18 protein-coding genes are annotated in these 22,236 nt (G+C 66.1%); 11 read left to right on the forward strand and 7 right to left on the reverse strand.

Annotation, left to right across the window (positions count from 1 at the left end; translation table 11 throughout):
* Positions 1–111: 111 nt before the first annotated feature.
* Positions 112–372 (forward strand): ubiquitin-like small modifier protein 1, encoded by a 261-nt coding sequence (locus C2R22_RS13690; protein WP_103426247.1) that lies wholly within the window; start codon positions 112–114, stop codon positions 370–372.
* A 64-nt stretch (positions 373–436) separates the two neighbouring features.
* Here the strand turns inward: C2R22_RS13690 and C2R22_RS13695 are convergent, their stop codons facing one another.
* Positions 437–1,741, reverse strand: a complete 1,305-nt coding sequence (locus tag C2R22_RS13695) for an acetamidase/formamidase family protein (RefSeq protein ID WP_103426248.1) — start codon at positions 1,739–1,741, stop codon at positions 437–439.
* Between the two features lie 84 nt (positions 1,742–1,825).
* Entirely contained in the window at positions 1,826–2,392 is a 567-nt protein-coding gene (locus C2R22_RS13700) for a zinc metalloprotease (RefSeq protein ID WP_162562496.1), read from the reverse strand.
* A 117-nt stretch (positions 2,393–2,509) separates the two neighbouring features.
* Here C2R22_RS13700 and C2R22_RS13705 point away from each other — a divergent pair, with 117 nt between their 5' ends.
* Together C2R22_RS13705 and C2R22_RS13710 are read left to right on the forward strand one after the other, a co-directional pair.
* Positions 2,510–3,649: a hypothetical protein gene (locus C2R22_RS13705; protein ID WP_162562497.1), complete on the forward strand. Its 1,140-nt coding sequence runs from the start codon at positions 2,510–2,512 to the stop codon at positions 3,647–3,649.
* Entirely contained in the window at positions 3,649–4,374 is a 726-nt protein-coding gene (locus tag C2R22_RS13710) for a hypothetical protein (RefSeq protein ID WP_103426251.1), read from the forward strand. Before C2R22_RS13705 ends, C2R22_RS13710 begins: the two co-directional genes overlap by 1 nt.
* Positions 4,375–4,384: 10 nt before the next feature.
* Here the strand turns inward: C2R22_RS13710 and C2R22_RS13715 are convergent, their stop codons facing one another.
* Together C2R22_RS13715 and C2R22_RS13720 are read right to left on the reverse strand one after the other, a co-directional pair.
* Positions 4,385–5,398 carry a DUF1616 domain-containing protein gene (locus C2R22_RS13715; RefSeq protein ID WP_103426252.1) on the reverse strand — a complete coding sequence of 338 codons (1,014 nt, stop codon included), beginning with the start codon at positions 5,396–5,398 and terminating at the stop codon, positions 4,385–4,387.
* Positions 5,399–5,507: 109 nt separating this feature from the next.
* A complete protein-coding gene (locus tag C2R22_RS13720) occupies positions 5,508–5,849 on the reverse strand; it encodes a HalOD1 output domain-containing protein (protein ID WP_162562498.1) in 342 nt (113 codons plus the stop codon).
* 236 nt (positions 5,850–6,085) lie between these two features.
* Between C2R22_RS13720 and C2R22_RS13725 the strand changes: the two genes are divergently transcribed.
* A complete protein-coding gene (locus C2R22_RS13725) occupies positions 6,086–6,640 on the forward strand; it encodes a metal-dependent hydrolase (protein ID WP_103426253.1) in 555 nt (184 codons plus the stop codon).
* A 220-nt stretch (positions 6,641–6,860) separates the two neighbouring features.
* Here C2R22_RS13725 and C2R22_RS13730 read toward each other — a convergent pair whose 3' ends face one another.
* Entirely contained in the window at positions 6,861–7,937 is a 1,077-nt protein-coding gene (locus C2R22_RS13730) for a hypothetical protein (RefSeq protein ID WP_103426254.1), read from the reverse strand.
* 221 nt (positions 7,938–8,158) lie between these two features.
* Here C2R22_RS13730 and C2R22_RS13735 point away from each other — a divergent pair, with 221 nt between their 5' ends.
* Positions 8,159–10,639, forward strand: a complete 2,481-nt coding sequence (locus C2R22_RS13735; protein WP_103426255.1) for a PGF-pre-PGF domain-containing protein — start codon at positions 8,159–8,161, stop codon at positions 10,637–10,639.
* 123 nt (positions 10,640–10,762) lie between these two features.
* On the opposite strand, the gene C2R22_RS13740 is transcribed toward C2R22_RS13735, so the two are convergent.
* Positions 10,763–11,599: a hypothetical protein gene (locus C2R22_RS13740; RefSeq protein WP_103426256.1), complete on the reverse strand. Its 837-nt coding sequence runs from the start codon at positions 11,597–11,599 to the stop codon at positions 10,763–10,765.
* A gap of 352 nt (positions 11,600–11,951) precedes the next feature.
* Here C2R22_RS13740 and C2R22_RS13745 point away from each other — a divergent pair, with 352 nt between their 5' ends.
* The 6 genes from C2R22_RS13745 (at position 11,952) to C2R22_RS13770 (ending at position 20,222) form a co-directional block, all read left to right on the forward strand.
* Positions 11,952–13,226 (forward strand): beta-propeller fold lactonase family protein, encoded by a 1,275-nt coding sequence (locus C2R22_RS13745; RefSeq protein WP_103426257.1) that lies wholly within the window; start codon positions 11,952–11,954, stop codon positions 13,224–13,226.
* Between the two features lie 257 nt (positions 13,227–13,483).
* Entirely contained in the window at positions 13,484–14,551 is a 1,068-nt protein-coding gene (locus tag C2R22_RS13750) for a hypothetical protein (protein WP_103426258.1), read from the forward strand.
* 102 nt (positions 14,552–14,653) lie between these two features.
* Entirely contained in the window at positions 14,654–15,697 is a 1,044-nt protein-coding gene (locus C2R22_RS13755) for an ABC transporter ATP-binding protein (protein WP_103426259.1), read from the forward strand.
* 8 nt (positions 15,698–15,705) lie between these two features.
* Positions 15,706–16,548 carry an ABC transporter permease gene (locus C2R22_RS13760; RefSeq protein ID WP_103427682.1) on the forward strand — a complete coding sequence of 281 codons (843 nt, stop codon included), beginning with the start codon at positions 15,706–15,708 and terminating at the stop codon, positions 16,546–16,548.
* Between the two features lie 186 nt (positions 16,549–16,734).
* A complete protein-coding gene (locus C2R22_RS13765) occupies positions 16,735–18,606 on the forward strand; it encodes an asparagine synthase-related protein (RefSeq protein ID WP_103426260.1) in 1,872 nt (623 codons plus the stop codon).
* A 281-nt stretch (positions 18,607–18,887) separates the two neighbouring features.
* Positions 18,888–20,222: a right-handed parallel beta-helix repeat-containing protein gene (locus C2R22_RS13770; protein ID WP_103426261.1), complete on the forward strand. Its 1,335-nt coding sequence runs from the start codon at positions 18,888–18,890 to the stop codon at positions 20,220–20,222.
* Between the two features lie 181 nt (positions 20,223–20,403).
* Here the strand turns inward: C2R22_RS13770 and C2R22_RS13775 are convergent, their stop codons facing one another.
* The gene (locus tag C2R22_RS13775) at positions 20,404–22,203 is read right to left on the reverse strand and encodes a heparinase II/III family protein (protein WP_103426262.1); all 1,800 of its coding nucleotides are present in this window, start codon (positions 22,201–22,203) and stop codon (positions 20,404–20,406) included.
* Positions 22,204–22,236: the final 33 nt, after the last annotated feature.

A 22,236-nucleotide genomic window follows, 5' to 3' on the forward strand; every position in this document is an offset into this window, starting at 1 on the left:
CGTTTCATCGGAACCGCGGTGTCTCTCGGATTCGTACTCGCACCGAAACCAGAGCCGTGTTGAAGACGGTGCGACAACTGTTATCTGCGTTCGGTCGGTGGACTCGACCACATGGAACTCACCGTCTACGGCCCGCTCCGCTCTGCGACCGGCGAGAAGACGGTACAGGTCGACTCCGAGGGCGAGACGGTCCGCGACGTGCTCGAGGCCTTCGTCGACGCGTACCCGCGCGCCGGAGCGCATCTCACCGACGACGAGGGAGCCCTGCGGCCGAGCGTCCGCGTACTGGTCGGCGAGCGGAAGGTCGACCTCGATGAGTCCGTCGCCGACGCGGACTCGATGCAACTGTTCCCGGCGATGCGTGGTGGCTGACCGACGACGAACAATACAGAAAAACGGCGTATCGGGAGTCGACGGCGCGGGGTTCCGTAAATCCTCAGAGGTCGTACTGTGCCTTCACCGTCTCGGCGAGTCCGGCCGCTTCGAGCAACTCCATCGGGGCGAGCATCGACAACTGGACGACGCCCGGGAGTCGAGCGATTTCGACACCACCGGTGAACGTACACCGCGAGCGGACCTCTCCTTCGGAGAGACCGAACAGTTCACAGGCGCGGTCGAAGGCGTTCTGCGTCGCGTCGTTGACCGTCGCGCCAGACCCGATGAACTGGATGGGCCCGGCGTCGTGGAGGTGGTCGACGCCGTAGGCGGCCGCGAGGTCCTCGCCGGCCGCCCGCTCCTCGTCGGTGTACGGCTTCGCGATGTGCGGGAGGTCCTCCTCGTTCGGGAGGAGCAACGGACCCGGCAGGTCGAGGCCCTTGATGACCTCGACTTCGAGTTCCGTCCGCCCGCTGACGTCGGTCGTGTGCAGCGAGAGTTCGCCGTCGCCCTGGTTCGCGTGGAGGTCGCCGACGTAGAGGCCGGCACCCTCGACGCGGACGGGACAGATGAGCGTCGCGCCGGGGCGGACGTCGTTCGAGTCCAGGTGGCCGTCCGTCCGCGCTTCCAGTGCCTCCTCGTCGGGGAGTCCCCAGTCGTGGCTCGCACCGATGAGGAACTGCCCGAAGTCGCCCGCGTTGTGCGAATCGGGGAGTTCGACAGTCGGCGTCGTCCCGATGTTGCCGATAAAGGGCTGGAGGCGGCCGAGCGTCCCGGGCATCTCGTCGGGTTCGTACAGGAGGATGGGGTGCTGTCGCGAGTTCTCCGGGAGCGCCATCGCCTCGTCTGCCCGTTCGGCCAGGTCGTGTGCGCCCTCGGAACCGACGGTGATACCGACGGTCCGGTCGTCGTCGAAAACCACGGTGTAGCCGTACTCGAAGCCGAACGAGGAGGCGTTCGCCCCACACTCCGCACAGCGGATCGACTCCTCGCCCGTCCCCTCGACGACCGTCTCGGGCCACGGCGTCCCACACTCCGGACACTTGTGGTCGACGAAGGGGTCGTCGCCGAAGGCTCCCTCGCGTTCGGCCATGCTCCCGGTACTGGTCGCGATGCTCGTCACCTCGACGTCCTTGATGCGGACGACGAGTGCGTCGCCGGGTTCGGCGTTCTCGACGTAGATGGGCCGGGTCACTTCGTGGCCGCCGCGGAACTCGGGGGTGATCATCGGCCCCCAACACCCCGCGGGCGTGTGCGTTTTGACCGTTCCGCCGTCGCGGACGGTCCCAGCCCACTCCTGGTCGGGACCGACGAGGCCCAGCGTGAACTCGTCTACGTCGAGGACGTCTGCTATCTGTTGAGACATACAGTGTTCGATTCGACTACAGTGTGTTAGCTATTGGTGCTGTCGGGTACCTGGACAAGCCCGCCGCTGCATCTGCCAACCGTCTCAGCGAACCACGTCGAACCGCGTGGTAGACCGCGAACACGACCGACAGAACCGTGGCTCCCGTTCGTCGAGCGCGTCGAGGTCGGTCGACTGAGCCAGGACGCAGGTGGCGTCGGTACAGCCGTCCAGTCCGATCATGTGTCCGACGTGCTTGACCGCCTGTACTCGCAACCGGTTCGTAACCAGTTCGTTCGAACCGCGCGAGAGGAGCGACCGAACCCCCTGTGGCTTCAACCGGTGAGTCGACATCACCGCCCCGTTACCCTCCAGAAACGAACAGCCGAAGACGAACGTCTTCTCCGAGATGTGTTCCGTTTCGGCGGCAAACAGGTCCGCCGACGTGACGACGAGGTTGAGCTCACCGTCGCCGTTGGCGCCTGCGAGTGCCGCGAGTTCGTTACCGTTGTACCGGTCACGGCTGGCGGAGTACGTCCCCTCCGGCAGATCAGCCAACGAGTAGGGTGCGTGGATGGAGACATCGACCCGGTAATGGTCACGAAGCGCGCTCGCAATCACATCCAGGTCGTTCGAGGAAACGTCTCCGATCGGGAGGATGTCGAGATTCACTAGTTCAACGGTGGACATATCCGCACATAAACATTACTTCGAGAGAGAAATATAGAGTGAGATCAAGCTGTTCGAACCCCTAGATTCACGGCTTTCCATAATACATCATACAGAGACATGTTTCCCTCGGACCCGATGGAGGTGGCGCTGTTCGGTGTTCCACTCGTCCTGTACTTCATCTCCTTTGCGTTCTCGATGAACATCTCTCAGCGAGAGAAAGCGACCAGGCCGGACTACGAGCTAGACGAAGTCGCCGATCAGGTCTCTGTGAACCCGTTCAAGAGTCGGACGGGGAGCAAATTTGTCGGAAGTACGTGGCAACTCGTGGGGCTGATCGCGTACCTCTACGTCTACACGACCGACGGGCCACGACGAATCCTCGCGTCTCTCGGCACTCCACTGAACGTCGACGTCGTCCGACTCGTCGCGTATCAATCGATGGCGGACACGCTGGGTGGGCTCGTCCACGTCGTCTACTTCCCCGGCCTGCTTTTCTGTTTCCTCGTCGGTGGAGTGGGCTTCTTCTTTCTCTCGTCGATTCCGTACGCCGTCGCCAACGGACTGCTCGTGGCCGTCGTTACGAAGTTCAAGGGAATCCCCTTCGTCGTCTCGGTCCCGCTGTTCGTGGTCGGCGCGTTCGTCTTCAAGATACACCGGCAGATACGGTATCTCCTCACTCCCGGAGTCGCGACCCACACCGAGGCACGCAGGCTGTTGAAACCGTTGTTCGGTGTGTTGGCGACGGTCCTCGGCGGGTCGAGTTGGCACTTCGACGACGACATCGACTGGGAACGGTTCTTCGCGGGCGTGAATCAGCGCCGGTACCAGGTGGTCACCTGGGGGTCACGGCTCGAATCGGTCCTCCTCGTCGGCGTCGTCGTGCTCTTCGCATCGAACGTCCTCTCTGGAGGGGACTCATCTTGGCTACGAGTCCAGTCTGAACTACTGTACGGGTTGGCCTCGGAACGGTTCTCTCCGGACCTCCTGTTCACTGTCGTCGGCGTGTTGTTGATACTGCACGGCCGGTCCGTTACCACCACTAGCTCAGTCGGGGAGTTCGTCGCTGAACGAGTGTTCGTCACGGTTCTCGGCCTCGTGGCCGTACTCGGAGCGCTCGTCCTCAATCCGACCGCGTACTTCGAGTTCCTGCCAACCGTTCGGACGATGTTCGACGTCATCATCCTGCTGTACGTCCCGATCACCGTCGCCCTGCTGACGGTGCATCTGCTAGAACTGCACCCGGAGGTGGCTGATTGATGGCCGTTCGCCTGGACTGGTTCGTCGACTTCGAGCCGCCGTGGCTGCCACCAGCACTCCTCGTACTCGGCAGTGTCGTCCTGGTGTACGGGCTGTTGTCGGTCGACGAGCGATATCGGGACGGGAGCGTCCTACGTCGCCTCATGATCGCTGTCGGAATCGGTCTCGTGTACCTCCCGTTCCACCTCCGGTTCCAACTCGCGTCCGTGGTGCTGCTCTCTCTTGCGGGGAAGTTCCTCGAAGGGGTCGCAGTGGTCAGGTCGTATCAGAAACTCCACTACATCGCGAAGAGGCGGTCGCTGCCGGGGCGAGTGAGTCTCCAAGCAAAGGCCTTCTTCATGCTGAGTGGCCTGTTCGTGTTGTTCGTTAGTGGCTGGCTCTTCGTCGGACTGATTCTCGCCGAGACACCCGGGAGCCTGAGCACGACCGTCATCATCACGTGGACTGTCGCGACGGCCGCGACCGCTGTAATCGGAATGAGCTCGAAGCTCTGGGCGGTCAAGGGGAGGACGTCGACGGCGATTATCGTCGGGTTCAGTGTGATGGTCGCGGGAGCGGAGATTCACAACCTCGCGATGCTCGCGCAGGAACTGACGTTGTACCTCGTGAACACCGCCTTCTTCGCCGTCGGCTTCGTCGTGGCGTCGTATCTGGTCCTCACCCGAGGGAGGGAGGTTGCTGCCCTGTCCCAACAACTCTCCGAACGGAGTGGAGACCGAGCATAACAGAGCCTTCCTACTGCGCCGTCACGTTCACCCACAGGTGGAGTTCTCGGTAGGCGTTCTCGGTCGTCGGCGTCGCGGGAGGACTCCCCTGGTACAGCATGTAGGTCAGGCGGAGTCGCTCGCCCGTCGTCTCCGGGGCCACGGAGTGGGGTTGCTGCCAGGTCTCGTTGTGTTCGATCTGGAGGTCGAACGTCCGCAGGCGTTCCCGGTCGAGGACGCGCGTGGAGTTGTTCTCCACCTCCACGTCGTGGAGTTCGACGACGACCGTGTACGCCTGCTGTCGGTGTTCTTGGTTGCCGACCCCGACGACGAGCGACTGTGACTGGCCGGCGACGAACTCGGTCGGGTAGCCGTCGGCGACGAGTTCGCCCTCGTCGTTCTCGGTGAGGAGGTAGAACTCGGTGAACGACTCGCCCTGCTTGGGGACGGCCACGGCGTAGCCGACGCTGCTGACGGCCAACACGAGCGAGACGACGAGCAGGACGTTGAGCGCGCCGTCCGTCCGCGTCTCGGGTTCGAGCAGTTCCGTCTTGCCGGCTCGAATCCACTCGCGCCACGGAACCGAAAATCGCTCGTCGGCCGAGAGCGCCAGTCGCCGACGGGTGGCGACGGCGGTGAGCGCCAGCACGAGCGCGGTGAGCGAGACCACGATGGGGACGAGGCGGATGCCGAACGGCGTGAAGTTGAGGACGAGACCGACGAGCGGTACGACCGCGATGGAGACGCCGAACGAGAGCGCGACGCGTTCGAGCCCCGTGATACCGGAGCTGTCGACTTCGTCGGTCTCGTCGTCCTCGATGGGTTCGGCGCCCCGCTCGGGGAACAGCGCCGCGACGAGCGCGTAGCCCGGGACGAACAGGACGAACGGCAACCCGAGGACGACGCGGAGCGGCGTCTCGCGGACGACGGGGAGGAACACCGCAGCGACCGTCAGGAGCGTGAGTACGACGACCGCTGCGAGGTCTGCGGGAACGCGGCGAAGCCACGGCGGCGCCAGGAGGCCCCACCGGACGTCGTCATCCATACACCGACCGAATCGGTCACGGGACAAAAGTCAGTCGGTCGTAACGCTCAGCGTCCAGCGTCTACGGACACCGAGCCGCCTCCCCCCGAGGCGACCCGCACGTCCCCGGTCAGGAGTCTGTCTGGGATGCGTGCTCGGAGTCGAGGAGGTCGGTGTCCCGAGCGACGACGTCCCGCGCGGTCGTCTCGTCCGTCGCTGGAGCGGCGCTAACGCGGACCGGGTCTCCCGTGGCGACACGGACGACGGAGTCCGAGTAGGCGAACGAAACCGTGCCGCCCACACCGTCGGTTCGGAGGGATTCGGTCTCACAGAACGACTGTAACGCGTCGGTGTCGATGGACTCGTTCAACGGGGGAAGGTCCAGAGACTCACACGACTCTACATCCGCGACCACCGTGGAGACCGCGGCGGCAAGCGACTCGACCGAGACACAATCGACCGTCGTCCTCATCTCACGTATCGTCGATATCCGACCCACAAATAATTATGGATATCAGATGACACTAGCTGACTCTTCGGCCCGTTTCGAGTACCAATAGTGCTGACAGTCGGCAACGACGAAGGGTCACGTCGGGCCACGGCCACGAGTCGGAAATATCAAACTTTTATTAATTCGTTCGAGAGTTGTTTTCGAGACTCCCGTCGGACCGAAGCCTGTTTGCGTTCCCGAGCAGTACGCTCCGCCGAATGCTCCCCTGGGCTCACGCGGCGTTCGGGTATCTCCTCTATCACGTCTACACCACGCGAGCGAACTCGCGGCCGGCCGGGTTCGCGGCGCTCGCACTCGTGTTCGGCACGCAGTTCCCGGACCTCGTCGACAAGCCGCTCGCGTGGACGTTCGGCGTCCTCCCCTCCGGGCGGAGTCTCGGTCACTCCGTGTTCGCGCTCCTCCTCGTCTGTGGCGTGTTGTACGTCCTCTTCGACGAGAGCCACCATCGAACACTGCTCGCGTTCGCGCTCGGGTTCGCTTCACACCTCGTCGCCGACGGAGTCTACCCCGCGTTCGAGGGAGAGTTCGCTCAGTTCGGCTACCTCTTCTGGCCGCTCACGTCCGCGCCGCTGAGCGACGAGGGCATGAGCTTCGTCGAGTTCTTCACCACGCTCGAACCGTCGGGCTGGGTGCTCTTCGGCCTCGGCCTCACCGCCGTCGGCCTCGTCGTCTGGGCCCGCGACGGCTACCCCGGTGTCCGCGACGTGCTCCTCCCCCTGGTGTTCGGGCGCGAGGACGAAGTGCGAGTCTAGCATCGAGCGGCCGACCCTCGACGCGCGAGGACGTCGCAGGCGCGCCTCCGCCGTCCACGGAGCGGAACCGTGGCGCTCCGACTCGCTCGACCATCAACGTGCCCCGTCAACGGTGGAGACGGCCGGCTGGCGGATATTAAAACAATATCGTTGACATTAAAACCAGGACGGTCGGGACGGCTGGGTGAGAAGCCGAACCGAGCCGAGGACAGGAGCGACGTTACCGACGGAGTCGCAGCGCGAGGCCGCTCACGAGGAGGAGGGCCAAGAGGAGCGGCACCGCGCCGAGCGGTGCGGACGTCTCCGTCGCCGGTTCGGTCGTCGACTCCGCAGTCGAGTCGCCGGAGGAGTCACCGGACGAGCCCGCGCTGTCGTCCTCGGTCATTTCGGTCGGCACCTCGGTGGGGGTCGACGTCATCTCGGTGGGCGTCTCGGTCGGCACCGGGGTCTCCGTCGGCGTCGCGGTCGGTGTCGGCGTCTCCGTCGGCGTCGCAGTCGGCGTCTCCGTCGAGTCGGAGTCGTCGCTACCGCCACTCCCGCTGCCACCGTTTCCACCGTCGTCGCTGGTGTCGTCCGTGCTGGCCGCCTCGACTTCGAGCGACGCGGGGTCCGAGAGGCCGAGGAACACCCGTTCGCCGTCGAGTTCGTCCTCGCCGCGGGGGAAGACGTAGACGTTGTACTCACCCTCGTCGGGGACCGAGATGGTCCCCGAGTACTGGTTCGACCCGTCCGAGGAGAGTTCCTCCTGAACCACGGCGTCCTCCGACTCGTCGGTGACAACGACTTCGACCGCGGCCAGCGGCGGCCCGCTCGTCTCTTGGGTCAGTTCCGCAGAGACGTCGAACGACGCCCCGGCTTCGGCGGTCGAGGGGACGCTCATCGAGGAAACCTCGTACTTCTTGACGACGATGGGGTAGAGCGTCTGGACGCTGCCGTTGGCGAAGACGACCGCGAAGTACGTCCCCGGCGCGAGCGACGCCGTCGAGAACGACACGCGGTCGTTCCCGGTCGCTTCGGCGTCGTTCCGGTAGGCCCGGTCGCTGTCGCGGAGTTCGACGGAGTACGTCGTGCCCGACGGCCCGACGGTATCCAGCCGGATGGGATCACCCTTCGAGACGCGTGCCGTCTCGCTCACCTCGAACTCGGTTCCGACGGCCGTCACGGTGCGGTCGGGCGTGTCGACTCCACTGGGTGACGAGAGTTCGTACGTCGCTGCGCCGACCGAGAGTGGAAACATCCCGACGGCGAGGACCGTGGCGATCACGAGACAGATGCCGATAGTCGAACGAGATACCATTTCGATTCTATTGCGCTGACAACTCGCAAGAAGCTTTCGAGAGACAAACGGGCAGTACTGCTGAACGTCTCGTTCGTCGGATCGGGTTCGTTCCGGCTGATTCTGGAATCGACTCGGCCGCTGACGGGGTTCGACGGTGTCGACAGTTGGACGACGTTCTCCCCTCAGATAATGTTCGGAAGAACACAACACATATGTGACGGGAGTAGAGAACGTTCCGTATGCAAGACGGATCATCGAGACGCCTTTTCGCAGCGGTCGTCGCCGTCCTGGTCGTGACCGGGACGGTGCCGGCCGTCACGGCCGGGGCGTTCACGCAGGAGCCGACCGAGCCGCGAGCGGCCATCTCGGGGTCGGAGTTCGTCGACGCCTCGGGTGACGTCGAGGTGTGGAACCGGGCGGCGCTCCCGCTCCGGACGGACCCGAACGACGGCGACACGGTCGTCAAGAACGTCGACCCCTTCGTCGAGGTCCCCGCAGTCGCGCCCGGGAAGGTCCGACTGAACAAGGACCGGGTCGCCGTCTACGACGACGAGGCCGAGATACAGTTGCAGTTCCGCGGCGGCACCGGCTACGGGACGAGCGCGTTCGCGGGAGCGGACGTCCAGCTCGTCGCCGCCCACGTCGAGGAGGACACCCAGACGGCACGGGAGCTCCTCTCGTCGAGTTCGGCGCTGACGACGACGCGCGCGCTCGACCTCCTCACGGGGAGCGACGTCAACGAGAACGTCCACTTCGACCTCGTCGAGGGGTACGGGACGCTCGACGGGAGCGGCGAGATCACCGGGACGTACGACCTCGGTGACGAGGACCGCGGGGCGGGCTTCTACGTCTTCTTCCTCGTCCAAGACCACCGCGGAGGGAACACCTGGGGCGTCACGGACCAGGGGTTCGAGGAGTCGAACGGTGAACTGGCCGTCGAAAACGAGAGTCGCGTCCTCGGCGTCGACGTCGCCACCGTCCACCAACAGCCCGCGGAGGCGAGCCTCGAACGGACCACCTACACCGCGGGTGACGACCTCACGTTCGACGTCGACGCCAAACAGGGCGACGGCGACGTGACCCACGCGGTCGTCGTCTACAACCGACGGCAGTTCGAGAACAAGGACGTCACCGTCACGGTCGACGGCGATCTGAACGGGCTCACGGCCGACGACGTCAGCGTCGAACGGGAGGTCGGGGACGTCAACGGCGTGGCGACGGTGTCTGGCTCGCCCGGCGTGTTCGGCCTCGGCAACCTCCAGGACGGGCAGGTCTCGGGCCTCATCTCGGGCGCGCGCCTCGTCGACTTCGTCGCCGAACAGGCCGAGGCGGACGCGCCGCTCGACCGGACGACGAACGACGCCGTGACGCTCGACGCGAGCGTCACCGTCGTCGACGGCGGCGACACCGAGGAAGTAACGGTCGAGACGTTCGAGAACTGGTCGACCGGCCAGTACGGCTACCTCTACGTGGCGACCGGCGAGAACTCCCGGGAGCTCACGACTACCCGGGGCGACCTGACGATCACGCCCGCACGGAGCAAGTCGGGCGGCGTCGAGAACGGCCGCGTCTCGATCGCACGGCTCTCCGACGACGTCCCGAGCCTCACCATCGACTTCGGCGAGGGGGCGAGCGGAAACGTCAAGATCGCCCAGCGCTCCTCGCCCGGAAACGGCATCCGGTCGGTGAAAGCACAGGAGGACAGGGAGGACCCCCTCTACCTCGACATCGAGGTGCCGGAGGAGCTTCGAGACCACCAGTCGACCATCGACGTGACGGTCAGGAAGTCGAGCCTCGCCGGTCTCGCGCCCGACGAGGTGTCGCTGTGGCACTACACCGAGGGCCGCTGGACCGAACTCGACACGCGCATCCGGTCGCAGAACGCGACCCACGTGACGTACGTCGCCACGACCGGGGGCTTCTCGCCGTTCGCCATCGCTCAGGGGTCGGGACCGACCGGGACGGTCACGCCGGAACCCGAGCCTGAAGAGCCGGACAGCGGCCCCAGCGTCAGTAGCGGGAGTGGGGGCGGCGGCGTCTCGACGGGGTCGCGCACCCTGTTCTCGGTGACGAAGCTCCTCTACGGCGGGACGTCCATCGACTTCGACGTCGGCCAGTCGAGCGAGGCGCTCCAGCGCGTCTCGCTGACGTTCTCCGAGGAGACCGCCGGCCAGACCGCGATCGGCGAGCGCGACCGCCCGCGAGCCGACACCGACTACCCGCGTAACTACGACACCGTCCTGACGGTGGTCGACACGACGCCGCCGAACCAGGTCGCAGACCGGCCCGGTACCGTCACGCTCGTGCTCAAGCGATCGGCGGTCGACGCGACCGGCGTCGCGGCGGACAGCCTCCGAATCCAGCAGTACGACGAGGGGAGCGGGACCTGGCAGACGTTCGCCACAGACGTCGTCGCGGCGGACGACGAGACGGTGACGCTCAGCGCCGACGTCTCGACCTTCGGGACGTTCCTCGTCTCGACGGCGGAGACGACCGCGAGCACGTCGGCGACGACCGACGAATCGACCGATGAACCGACGGCAACGCTGACGCCGACCGCGGAGCCGCTGCAGACGCAGACGGGGACGCCGACGCTCCAGCCCGACCGGACGGCGGAGCCGACGTCGACCGACACGCGGTTCCCCGGTCTCGGCGTCACCGCGACGCTCGTCGCAGGCGTCCTCGCCCTGCTGCTCGGTTGGCGGCGCCGACAGCGCTGACCGACGCGACAAACTCGTCTCTCTCTCTCTTTTCGCTTCGCGTCATCACGAGACGTCGAGCCACGCGAACGGCTCAGAACACTGGACGCCGAACGGGTCGTATCCGCCCCGAAACCCGGCCACTCAGGACCGACGTGTGAGCGGAACGACCGCCGCTCCGACGAGCATCCCGAACCCCGCGCCGGCCTGGTGGACGGGCATCGCGGGCGACGCGGCGAGGAGGTCGAGGACGACGACAGCCACGACGAGGACGAAGAAGCCGGCGACGACGAGCGGACTCACCGCGTGACCGCCGTCGAGACGGACCGGCCGACCCGCCCCGACACACTCGTCGAGCCGTCGGCGGAGGGCGCTCGCCAGCGCCAGAAAGCTCACGACGGCGACGACGCCGAGGAACGCGAAGCCGACGGTCGACGCGCCGTACCCGGTCGCCGTCGTCCCGAAGAGATCGAACGAGAACGAGCCGACGACGGGCGCGACCACGACGAGTTCCCAGTAGCAGAAGACGAACCACCGGCGCTGTCCAAGCGCGGTGAGCACGACGAGGAGCGCCCAGGCGGCGACCACGATGAGTGCGACGTTCCCGAAGACGTGCGTGTGGTACTCGCTGGGGGCGTGGATCAGCACGTGGGCAACTCGCGTGAACTCGTGCCAGGCCCACGCGTACGGGGCGAGCGGCTCCGGGGCGAGCCGGCGTGGCGACGCCGTCTGCGCCACGGTGTAGCGCATGTATCTGAGCCGAATCCACGCGGCGAACGCGGGCTGGATCAGAAAGTGAACGACCAGCAGTACGAGAGGAACGGACCAGATGGTCGCCAGTTCGCGCCGGGTCGGGCGGGGGAGGCCACCGGTCACGCGGGCGTCTCGGTGGTGCCGGGCGTCCGGAGAGCTCCCGTCGCCGGGGAGCCCCGTCGGTGCCGACTGCGGAGTACCGTTCCGACGGTCGTGTCCGTTGCTCATGGCCGCTCGCCTCGCGGACCGGAGATGGGTCTCACGAGGCGGGGGTGTGTCCATCCGCGTGACATCGATACTGACTCTGCGGCCGACTGGTACTTACAACAACCGGGCTGAGAATCAAAACAGATACTGAAGACGGGTCGAGTCACGTGTCGTTCAACAGGGCATCGATACGGACACAGGCCGGTTGTGGGAGTGCCCGACGATGACGTTCGAGTATCCGATTTGAGACTACTGAGCCAACCGGAGATCGGGTAAGAGTCGACCGAGCGTCGTCGATGTCTCGAACCGAGGTCGTGCGTGCGGTCGGTCACCGGGACGACCGCTTAAGCCGACGCGGTCACTGCACTCGACAATGACTGCTCCGCGTCGAGACCCGGTCCTGTATCCGAACGCCCAGGGAGGCCGCCGCCGTCTCGGCGTCTCCCGCCGACGGCTCCTCGCGGGGTCCGTCGCGGCAGGGATGACAGCCACCGCGGGCTGTTCGGGGAGCGGGGCCACCGGGGACGACGACGGCCGCACCCGGCCGACCGTCCTCGTGTTCAACACCGGCGACAGCACCGTCAGCGTCATCGACCCGACGACGGACGAGGTACTCACGACCCAGCACCTCGGCCTGACCTCGTCGTTCCCGTCGAACCAGTACACGCCGACGCTGACCGACAGCGCGGACGACACGCTCTGGCTCAACGTCGGCCGTGGCGTGCGCGGCCTCCGCGCCGGGTCCCTCGCCGAACGGGTCGCGTTCGAGACCGGCTCCGGCGCGAACTGGCTGGAGCAGACGCCGGACGGGAGACATCTCGTCGTCAGCGCGCGCGAACCCGCCCACAGGCAGTTCCGCCTCGACGCCGACCCCGCTTCGAGTACGTTCGGCGAGGTCACCGGCGAACTCGACCGCCGGAGCGAGGGCGGAACCGGAGACAACGCGGGGCCGGGACCGTGCGACGTGACGATCCACCCCGACGGCTCCCACGCGTACGTCCCGGACATCTTCGGCGACACCCTCACCGTCATCGACGTCGAGACGTTCGAAATCGTCACACAGGTCGACGTCGAACCGGTCGTTGGCGAACAGTCACGGCCCTGGATGGCGACGGTCGCCCCCGACGGCGAGACGCTCCTCGTCGAGCACAACGAGGGGAGCGGGACGGAGAGCGTCTGGGACGTCTCCGACCCCGCGGCACCCGAAGAGCGCGTTCGACTCACCGCCGACGACGGTCTCGGCGAGCGGCCGCTGACGAGCGAGATCGGGCCCGACTCGGAGACGGGGTACGTGTTCACGCCGGGGTCGAACGACGTCACCGTCGTCGACCTCGTCGCCGACGAGGTGAGCGGGCGGATCGACCTCGGCGGGTCGGCGTTCGTCGGCACGTGGGAGCCGACCCACGAGAAACTGTACGTCCCGATCCAGACGAACGACGAGGTGGCGGTCGTCGACCACGCGTCGGGGGAGGTCACGGCGACGATTCCGGTCGGCGCACGGCCCTACGGCGCGACGGCCGCGAACGTCCGCCCGCGATTCGAGACGGCGAACGACATCGTCACCGCGCTGGCGACGATGGGCGTCTCGTTTCACGAGAGCGAAACGACCTACTGCATCGGCAACTGCGCGTGCGGACACGAACTGTGACGGGCGCTCGGCGCGCGGAAAACGTTCTCTCGAACCGACCGCCTGCGACCGATCGAGGCGGAGATTAAGTCGCTCCTACCCGGCGGCGTACCGACCACATCGGCTTCCTAACCGTCCGGTCGAAGACCGCCCGTCCGGGCGTGAACGGCGCGGACGCGACGGCCGGACGGACGGTACGCCGCACTGGCCGGTTACGCCCGTCCGAACCGCCGTTACGCGGAGAATAGCTTTGCCCGCGGTTGACAACCCTGCTACGTATGAATCGAAGAGGGTTCGTCGGACTTCTCGCCCTGTTCACGGGCTGTTCTGCCCGTCTGCCCCTCCAGGACGGGCCGGACGAGCCGACAGGGTCAGTCCGGACGCCGGGACCGGTCTCGAACGTGAACGTCGCCAACACGACGACACCGATACCGGCTGCGACGCCGGCCCCGGAACCCGAGCCTGAACCGGAACCGGAGCCCGAACCCGAGCCGGAGGTCCCGAACCCGGTCGAAGAGGAGGTCGTCGACGAGAACGAACCGGTCGCCGAGCGCGAACTCACCGACAGCGAGATCCGCGGGCTCGAGACGCTGCAGAACGCCGACCGGAAGATCACGGCCGTCGTCGAGGCGTTCACCGACGGGTACGGAACGGAACTCACCGACGTCACGGCGGCGAGCGTCGGCTTCCTCACCTCCGAGTACGACGTCGGACTCGCGCTGGCGGCGGCACAGAAGGACTACGTCAAGGCCTCGAAGCGCGCCGCCAACGCCGAACAGGAGCTGCGAGCCGAGCAACTGATCGCGTGCTGGCAGTTCCTCCGACACGCGACGAAGGCACAGGTCGCCGTCATCGAGGCCCACGAGCAGCTCGTGAGTGCCCTCACCGACTTCGAGCGCGACTACTACGAGGGCGGACTCACCGCCGCGGACGAGATACAGACGATACTCACGGCGGCCGACCGCGGTCTGTCCAACGCCCTCGCGGTCTCGTCGGTCGACGACACCGTCGCCGTCAGTTCCATCTCCACGGAGGAGTACGAGGGGAAGGTCGTGCAGTTCGAGGCGGACATCGGCACCTACCACGCTCTCGACGCCGTCGTCCGCGAGTTCGCCGACGGGGTGAAGTGGCTCCGGCGGGCCAAAGCGCACATCAACGGCGACGACAGGAACGTCCAGAAGGCCCACGAGGCCGCGAAGGAGGCGCGGAACACGCTCCGCAGCGCGCGGAAAGCGGCCGACTCGGTCCGAGGGAACGCCGACGGCACCTCGCTCACCCCGGTGTTGCTCGCCTTCCGGGAGCTCGGGTTCGCGAAGATCGACGAGGCCGAAGAGATCCTGGAGTAAGTACTCGACGACCGACCCCAGCTCTCGAAGCACACCAACGACTGCGACAGACCCACGCGGGTCGGCGACTGTCTTTTCCGTCTCAACCCCTTGCTACTGGTGATGACCGCATCGGAGCGCCGAGGGGTGCGAAACGGCGAGTGGAGCGACCCGTCCGAGACGCGCGCCGTCGACCCCGAGTCGGCCGTCGTCGTCGACGGGGTCCGAAAGCGGTTCGGGAGCGGTCCCGAGGCGGTGACGGCCGTCGACGACGTCTCGTTCGCCATCGAGCGCGGGTCGGTCGTCGGGCTACTCGGACCGAACGGGGCCGGCAAGACCACGCTCATCAAGTGTATCCTCGGGATGGTGCTGCCCGACGAGGGGGCGGTCTCGATTCACGGCCACGACGTGTCCGCCGAGCCCCGGAGGGCGTACGCCCACGTCGACGCGATGCTCGAAGGCGCCCGCAACGACTACTGGCGGCTGACCGTCCGGGAGAACCTCCGGTACTTCGCGACCATCAGCGGCGTCGACCCCGACTCCGTGACCGCGCGACACGACCGCCTCCTCGACCAACTCGACCTCGCCGACAAGGCCGATGAACCGGTGCGAAAGCTCTCCCGCGGGATGAAGCAGAAGGTGTCGCTCGCGAGCGTCCTCGCCACCGAGTCCGACGTCGTCTTCCTCGACGAGCCGACGCTCGGACTCGACGTCGAGAGTTCGCTCACCCTCCGCCGGGAACTCCGGCGCATCGTCGAGGCGCGCGACCTCACGGTCGTCCTCTCGAGCCACGACATGGACGTCATCGAGGACGTCTGCGACCGGGTGATCATCATGAGCGAGGGGCGGGTCGTCGCCGACGACACCGTGTCGAACCTCCTGCATCGGTCGGGAACGGGAACGTACCGCGTCACCAGTCCCGACCTCGACAGGGAAGTGATCGACGCGCTCGAAGCGCGGTTCGACGTGACCGACGTGGAGCGCCGCGACGGTCGAACCCACGTCGAGGTCCGGGTCGACAGCGACGGCTTCTACCGTCTCGTCGACACCCTCCGCGAGAACAGGGTGACCATCGACGGCGTGACGAGCGTCGCGCGCGATCTCGAATCGGTGTTCGTCGAACTCACCGACCGAACGAACGGGACGGAGAGGGGAGGGAGTCGGTGACCCGAAGGCTGACCGCCGTCGACGGTGAGGTCGAAAGCGGGACGGGGCGTGAACGCGACGACACGGAGACGCCGCGTCCGGCGGGCTACCGTCACCTCGCGCGGGCCGTGTTCACCCGCGAGTATCTCATCTTCGTCCGCTACCCCGCGAACGCCGTCGGCGGCATCGTCATCTCGCTGTTCTTCTTCGGCCTCCTCTTCTACGGGGGGCAGATGGTCGCCGGACAGGCGCTCACCGACTCCCTCGAAGGCATCATCGTCGGCTACTTCCTGTGGACGCTCTCGGTGGGCGCGTACAGCGCCATCTCGAACGACATCGCGAGCGAGGTGCAGTGGGGCACCCTCGAACGGCACCTCATGACCCCGTTCGGCTTCGCCCCCGTCGTCCTCTTCAAGGGCGTCGCGAAGGTCGTCCGCACGTTCGTCACCTCCTCGATCATCCTCGCGGTCATGCTTCTCGTGAGCGGGACCGGCCTCCAGTTGAACCTCGTGACCGTGGTTCCCGTGGCGACGCTCGCCGTCGTCTCCGTTCTGGGTCTGGGCCTCGCCGCCGGTGGGGTCGCCATCCTCTACAAACGCATCGGCAACTGGCTCAACCTCCTGCAGTTCGGGTTCATCGTGCTCATCTCGCTGCCGGCGTTCGACCTCGGCTGGGCCCGGTTCCTCCCGCTCGCGCAGGGGAGCGCGCTGCTCCAGCGGGCGATGGTCGACGGCACCCGGCTGTGGGAGTTCTCGGTCGGCGACCTCGCCGTCCTCTGCGTCGTGGCGCTCGGCTACCTGCTCCTCGGCTACGTCGTATTTCAGGCCGCGACGCGTCGCGCGCGACGGCTCGGCGTGCTGGGCGACTACTGATTTCGGGGTAGTCCACGGGTAATCGGTCGCCGTCGGCGAGTCGTACCCAGAAAATGTTGTTAAGGGTACATACACACCCACCACACGAAAGGTAACGTTAATCAGTAGCTCCCTCGTGAATGGAGACAACAGACGCGAACGGCCCTCCACTAATCGGATGTTTCGCATGCTTCATCTATCAAGACAATGACAGGCCTCTGTGGAGTTCTCGGTGACCCGAACCACCGAATCGACTCGATGGCGGAAGACCTCCGGTGGACCGGTCACGAGGAGACGACGACGTACGCCGACGCCGAGGTGGCGCTTCACAGTGCCGTCCATCCGGGCCGCGACCGGACACAGCCGGCGCGGACGCCGGACGGGACGCTCGTGTGGGTCTCGGGGCAGGTGTGGGGCTGTGAACGGGCAGACGGCTACCGACCACGGTGTCAGTCGTCCGAGACGGCTGCCGAGTTCTGCGCACGCGAGTACGCGGAGCGCGGAATCGAGTTCGTCGCGGGACTGAACGGGACCTTCGCCGGAGTCGTTTACGACCGGAACCGACGAGAGGTCCACCTCATCACCGACCGACTCGGAACGCACCCGGTCTACTACGCGCGTCCGACGCCGGAGACGGTCGTGTTCTCGACGCTGATCCAGTCGCTCCCGGCACATCCAGCCGTCGACACCGAGTTCGACGTGGAGTACCTCTCCGAGTACTTCGCCACTGGCTCCGTCGGTGGCGTGAAGACACCGTTGACCGGTATCGAGGAACTACCCCCGTCGTCGGTGACGACAGTCCGTCTCGAGCGCGGTGAGATCGAGACGGACCGCTACTGGCGACCGCGGTTCGACCCGCTCGACAGACCGTTCTCGTACTTCGTCGACGAGTTCGTCGACCGGTTCGAGCGCATCCTCGACGAGCGGTTCGACCCCGAGACGCGGTACGGTCTGCTCCTGAGCGGTGGGAGCGACTCACGAGCCATCCTGGCGGGAGCGGACCCCGACGTCGACATCCGCACGTACCACGCGAAGAGTTGGCGGAGCCGCGAAACGCAGATCACAGAGCGGGTGGCCGACGTCGCGGACCGGGAGCTACACACACTCCACCGTGACCGGGACACGCACCGACGGCTGTTGGACGCGGTCCCTCGGATGATGAACTTCACCGGCCGGTTCTGTGAGGCACACGTGCACGAGTTCGGTGACCAACTCCGCGAGGAGGTCGACGTGCTCGTCTCGGGGCTGGCTGCTGACACGCTGTTTCGAGACCACGCCTTCCCGGTCCCGTCGCTCCGGATCGGTCCCCTCGGGAGCGTGGACCTCCCGATGGCACAGCGAACGGAGAGTCTCGAGGAGTTTCTCAAACGACGCGACGCACCCCTCCCGGCGTACCTGGACACGAACCAGCGGCTGTCGGACATCCTGCGGCGAAACGTCACGACGGAAGGGGGACTCTCTCACCACGGGGTCGAGTGTCGCTCCGTCGACGAACTCGTCTTCTTCGACGACTTCTATCCGTTCTCCAACAAGTCCGACTTCTTCTTCCACGCGCTGAACGGCATGATGCCGCACTGGAGTCCGTTCTTCGACAACCGCCTCGTCGACCTCGCCCTTCGCATCCCCCTGAAACACCGGTCGCGACGGAACCTGATCGACGCGACGACGACCGAACTCGACGAGCGCCTCGGCGCGATTCCACACGGAAACACCGGCGTCCCGGTCGAGCAGTCGTTCCCGGTCGAATACGTCTGGCGGTACGCCAACCAGTTCCGGTGGAAGTTCCTGACCGGCGACGACACGCCGGCGGAACACCTCTCACACGGGCCGTGGATCAGCACGGAGGGACTCACCCGCTCACACGAGTTCGTCCCGGAGCGACTCCGGGAACGAGCGGACCGCATCGACAGCCTCCCGTTTCTCGACCGCGACGGAGCGTGGCGAAGCTATCAGGCCCATCTCGAGGGGGCGGACAACAGTTTCGAGCTGTACACACTGCTGTCGTTCCTCGAGATGCCCGTCGTCGAACGGGTGGCGGGCGAGACGCGGGAGTCGGCGCGGCCGGTCGAAGGCCGATAACGAGACGGACGAGCCACGTGCGACGGCGGGGGCACACGGATTCGAAGCGGACGCCACGTGTTCGACTCCGGGGAGTGGCGGCACGAGAGGCGTTCGTTCGGAGCCTCGGCCGCTCAGTCGCTTTCGGTCGTTACGCGAAATGATAATTTATGAAGTGATAATTTGGATTGTTGTGAAATTCAATATCGCTGTACGGATAGAACTTCAGGTCGTCCAGTTTCACTATTGGTATTGATATCCGGTGCAACAAAGATATATTCGGAGTGGAGAAGCGGGATAGTATGGTTTCAGTCACAGACTACGGCGCGACGCCGAATGACGGTTCGGACTGCACGCAGGCGTTCCGCGATGCCTTCGATGCGGCCGGTGATAACGGAACGGTGACGGTACCCGAGGGGACGTTCACCGTGAGTGCGACGTCGGGCGAATCGTACTCGGTCCTCCAGATCACGCCGGGACGTCTCGGTATCTCGTTGATCGGCGCGGGTCCCGACAAGACGCGTATCCGGCTGACGGGCGGTCACACCCACAACCAGGTGTTCTGCAAGCACGAGGAGGACTACAACCACGACGGAGCGGTGTACCGCGACCTCACGCTGGACGGAAACGGCGCGAACCAGAACGACGACCCCGGGTTCGGCGTGCTCTTGCAGTCGCAGGGGGACAACGACATGCTGTTCGAGAACGTCCGCTTCGAGGACTGGACGACCAACGGACTCACCATGCTCGGCGGCGGCTGGACCGCGCGCGACTGCAGCTTCGTCGACAACGGCGTCGGTGCCGACAAGGTCGCAAAACGCGACGGCCACGGAATCGCCGTCAACGAGGGGGCAGGCTCGAACGTGCTCATCGAACGGTGTTACTTCACGGGCATGACCGGCACGTCGGTCGACGTGCAGGACACCCACGCCGGGCTCGTCACCATGCGCAAATGTGTCGTCGATGGAACCGAGTACGGGGCGAAGCTCAACCCCGGCTCGGGCGAGTTCCACATCGACAACTGCCTGTTCAAGAACATCCCGAACCAGGGGATCTACTACATCCCGTCCGGGGACTACGTGGGGACGCTTCGGATCACCCAGAGCCGATTCGAGAACATCGGCTGGCCCGCCATCGACATGCCCTCGCCGTGTACGTACAAAGGGGGCGACATCGTGATCGAGAACTGTAATTCGGGCGACTACCGCAACGGCGCGTGGTACGACCGGAACAGCGCCTCCGTCGACCTCACTCGGATCGCCGTCCACGACACCAAGTACGGTGGCGCGGTGCAGTTCGAGAGCGGGGCGAGCGGTTCGATCGACGAACTCATACACAGCAACAACAGCGGTGGGATCGGGGACCTGAGCGGCGTCTCCGTCTCGACGACCACGAAGTCCGGGTCGATCAGCGTCAGCACCCCGACGGCCAGCGACGTCGGTGTCTACGCCGTCGACAGCTCAGACGGGAGCTCCGGGGACGGGTCCGGGTCCTCCTACAAGAGCGCCGACCAGTACGGGGCGTACCAGACTCCCAAGGCGGGGCAACTCGACTGGCACATCCCGCTCAACGAGAACTTCGATTCGATCGGCACCGAAGTGCGCGAACTCGCAAAGCGCATCGAAGAACTCGAATAACGGTCCACTCATCTCTCCCCCTCGCCCGGCGGCGGCGCTCGTGGGGAGACGTTTCTGGGTGCGGAGCCACGCTGCGGAGCCACGGGCGTTCGCTGTGAGCGCCCTCACCGCAGGCGCTCGCGCGCCGTCAGTTCACGCGAACGCGCCGACGACCCACGCGAACGCGCCGACGACCCGTGACCTACCGGTTTGCGTCTACGGACACCGTGAACGTGTTCTCCCCGCGACTGTAGGTCATCTCTAACGCATCGCGTTCGTGCACGACGCCGAACCTCGGGAAGTACGGTGTCCGCCGGAGCTCCGTGGGAACGTCGTCGTCGACCCGCACGGTTCCGAGTGTGTCGCCCGACTGCCGCGAGATTCGGAACGCGCCACTGCCGTCGGGGTCGACGCGCGTGTCGGGATGGAAGTGGAGACGGGAACTGATCCGTTGGTCCACGTCACCGGTGATGGTGTCCGAGACGGTCCACAGCCCCGGTTCCGCGGAGATTGCTCGTGTATGTCGGATCGACCGCGAAGACCAGCCGGGACACCGGTACTGGCCGACGAACCGGCCCTCCTCGGGGTCGTACGAGACGACCTCGGGTTCGACACGCGCACCCATGAGGTACTGGCCGCCGACCTCGATCGGTCCGGAGGCGCCGACCTGGACCGTGTTGTGTGCGCGCGCGCTTCGCGCGTAGATGCGTCGGTCGTCCGCGGTGTACTGGTAGACGCCCGTGTCGGTGAGCACCCGCTGTCCGTCGAGCCACAGCATGATACTCAGAAGGTCCACGTGCGAGTGCCCCGGGAGGTGCGGCGGGCCGACCGCACCCCCGTCGACGAGCATCCGGTCGTCACCGGTGCCGAGCCAGTAGTAGCCCGTCGCCGCCAGTTCACGGTGACCCGAGGGTGAGATGGACTGGGCGTCGGCGTACCGCAACACCTCCGTGAGCGCGAGCATCTCGTCGAAGACGGCGTCGTTCAGGAGGGGTATCCGTTCGTCGGGCGGCGAGAGCGTTCGGAGGAACGCGGTCGCATCCCGGGCCGTCCGCCGAACGGCCGGGGGAACCGGCCGCCCGTAGCGGTCGAGGAGGTCGACGGCGGTGAGGTATCGTGTGAGAACCATGACGTGATACATCGGGCTCCGCTCGAAGTGCCCGCCGTCCGAGAGGAACTGCGTCTCCGCGGTCTCACAGAGCACCGTCAGACCGGTCTGAAGCCAGTCGCGGTTGTCGTCGAACACCAAGCCGGCCATGAGGAGCGCGACGGCGTTCTCGACGAGGTGGTTCCCGCCGACGCCGTGTTCGACGTGGTTCCGGAGGAAGAGCGCGTTCTTGTAGAGGAACGTCAGGAGATACCCACGCGAGGCCAACATGTCGTGGGCTGCGAGCCACGCACAGTACCGACACAGATGCATGATCCGGAGCGAGACCGCGTGTGGGATCCAGTCGCGCCGGAGGTAGTCGGGCGAGCCGATCTCTGTGGTGGAGATGAACGCCCGGAGCCACGGATCGAGGGTGTTCGAGACGACCGCCGGGTCCCGAGCCGGTTCCTCGTCGCCGAAGACGAACCAGGAGAGCACTTCGAGCGACTGATACTTCAGCCACCAGAGGAGCGGGACGTCGGTGAGCTGGTCGTCGTCCCAATCGATCGTCAGGTCCGACGCGAGCCGGACCTCCTCGCCCAGGAACGCCAGCCGGCCCTCGGAGAACTCCGCGAGGCGCGACCGGGACGACACCCTGGTCCGCGGTTCGAGACAGTCGCGGAGGAGGTCACTGTTGTCTGCCACCCCGGCGAACGAGACGCGAAGCGTCCCCGGCACCCGGCGCTCGTACCGGTCGTCGAAGTCGACAGGGAGCCGCGGCAGGACCGCGTGTCTGGCCTTCCGTTCGAGGACACCGGCGAGTTGGCGAGGCTGTAACCGTGAGACCGTCTGGAGGCCCAGTCTGGCGGTCGTGAGCGGGCCGTGTCGGGCGACGTCCGGATTCGTGTCGGTCATGCTGGGTTGTGAAACGGCAAGGGGCTGTCGTCA

The organism is Salinigranum rubrum (assembly GCF_002906575.1).
GTDB classification, from domain to species: domain Archaea; phylum Halobacteriota; class Halobacteria; order Halobacteriales; family Haloferacaceae; genus Salinigranum; species Salinigranum rubrum.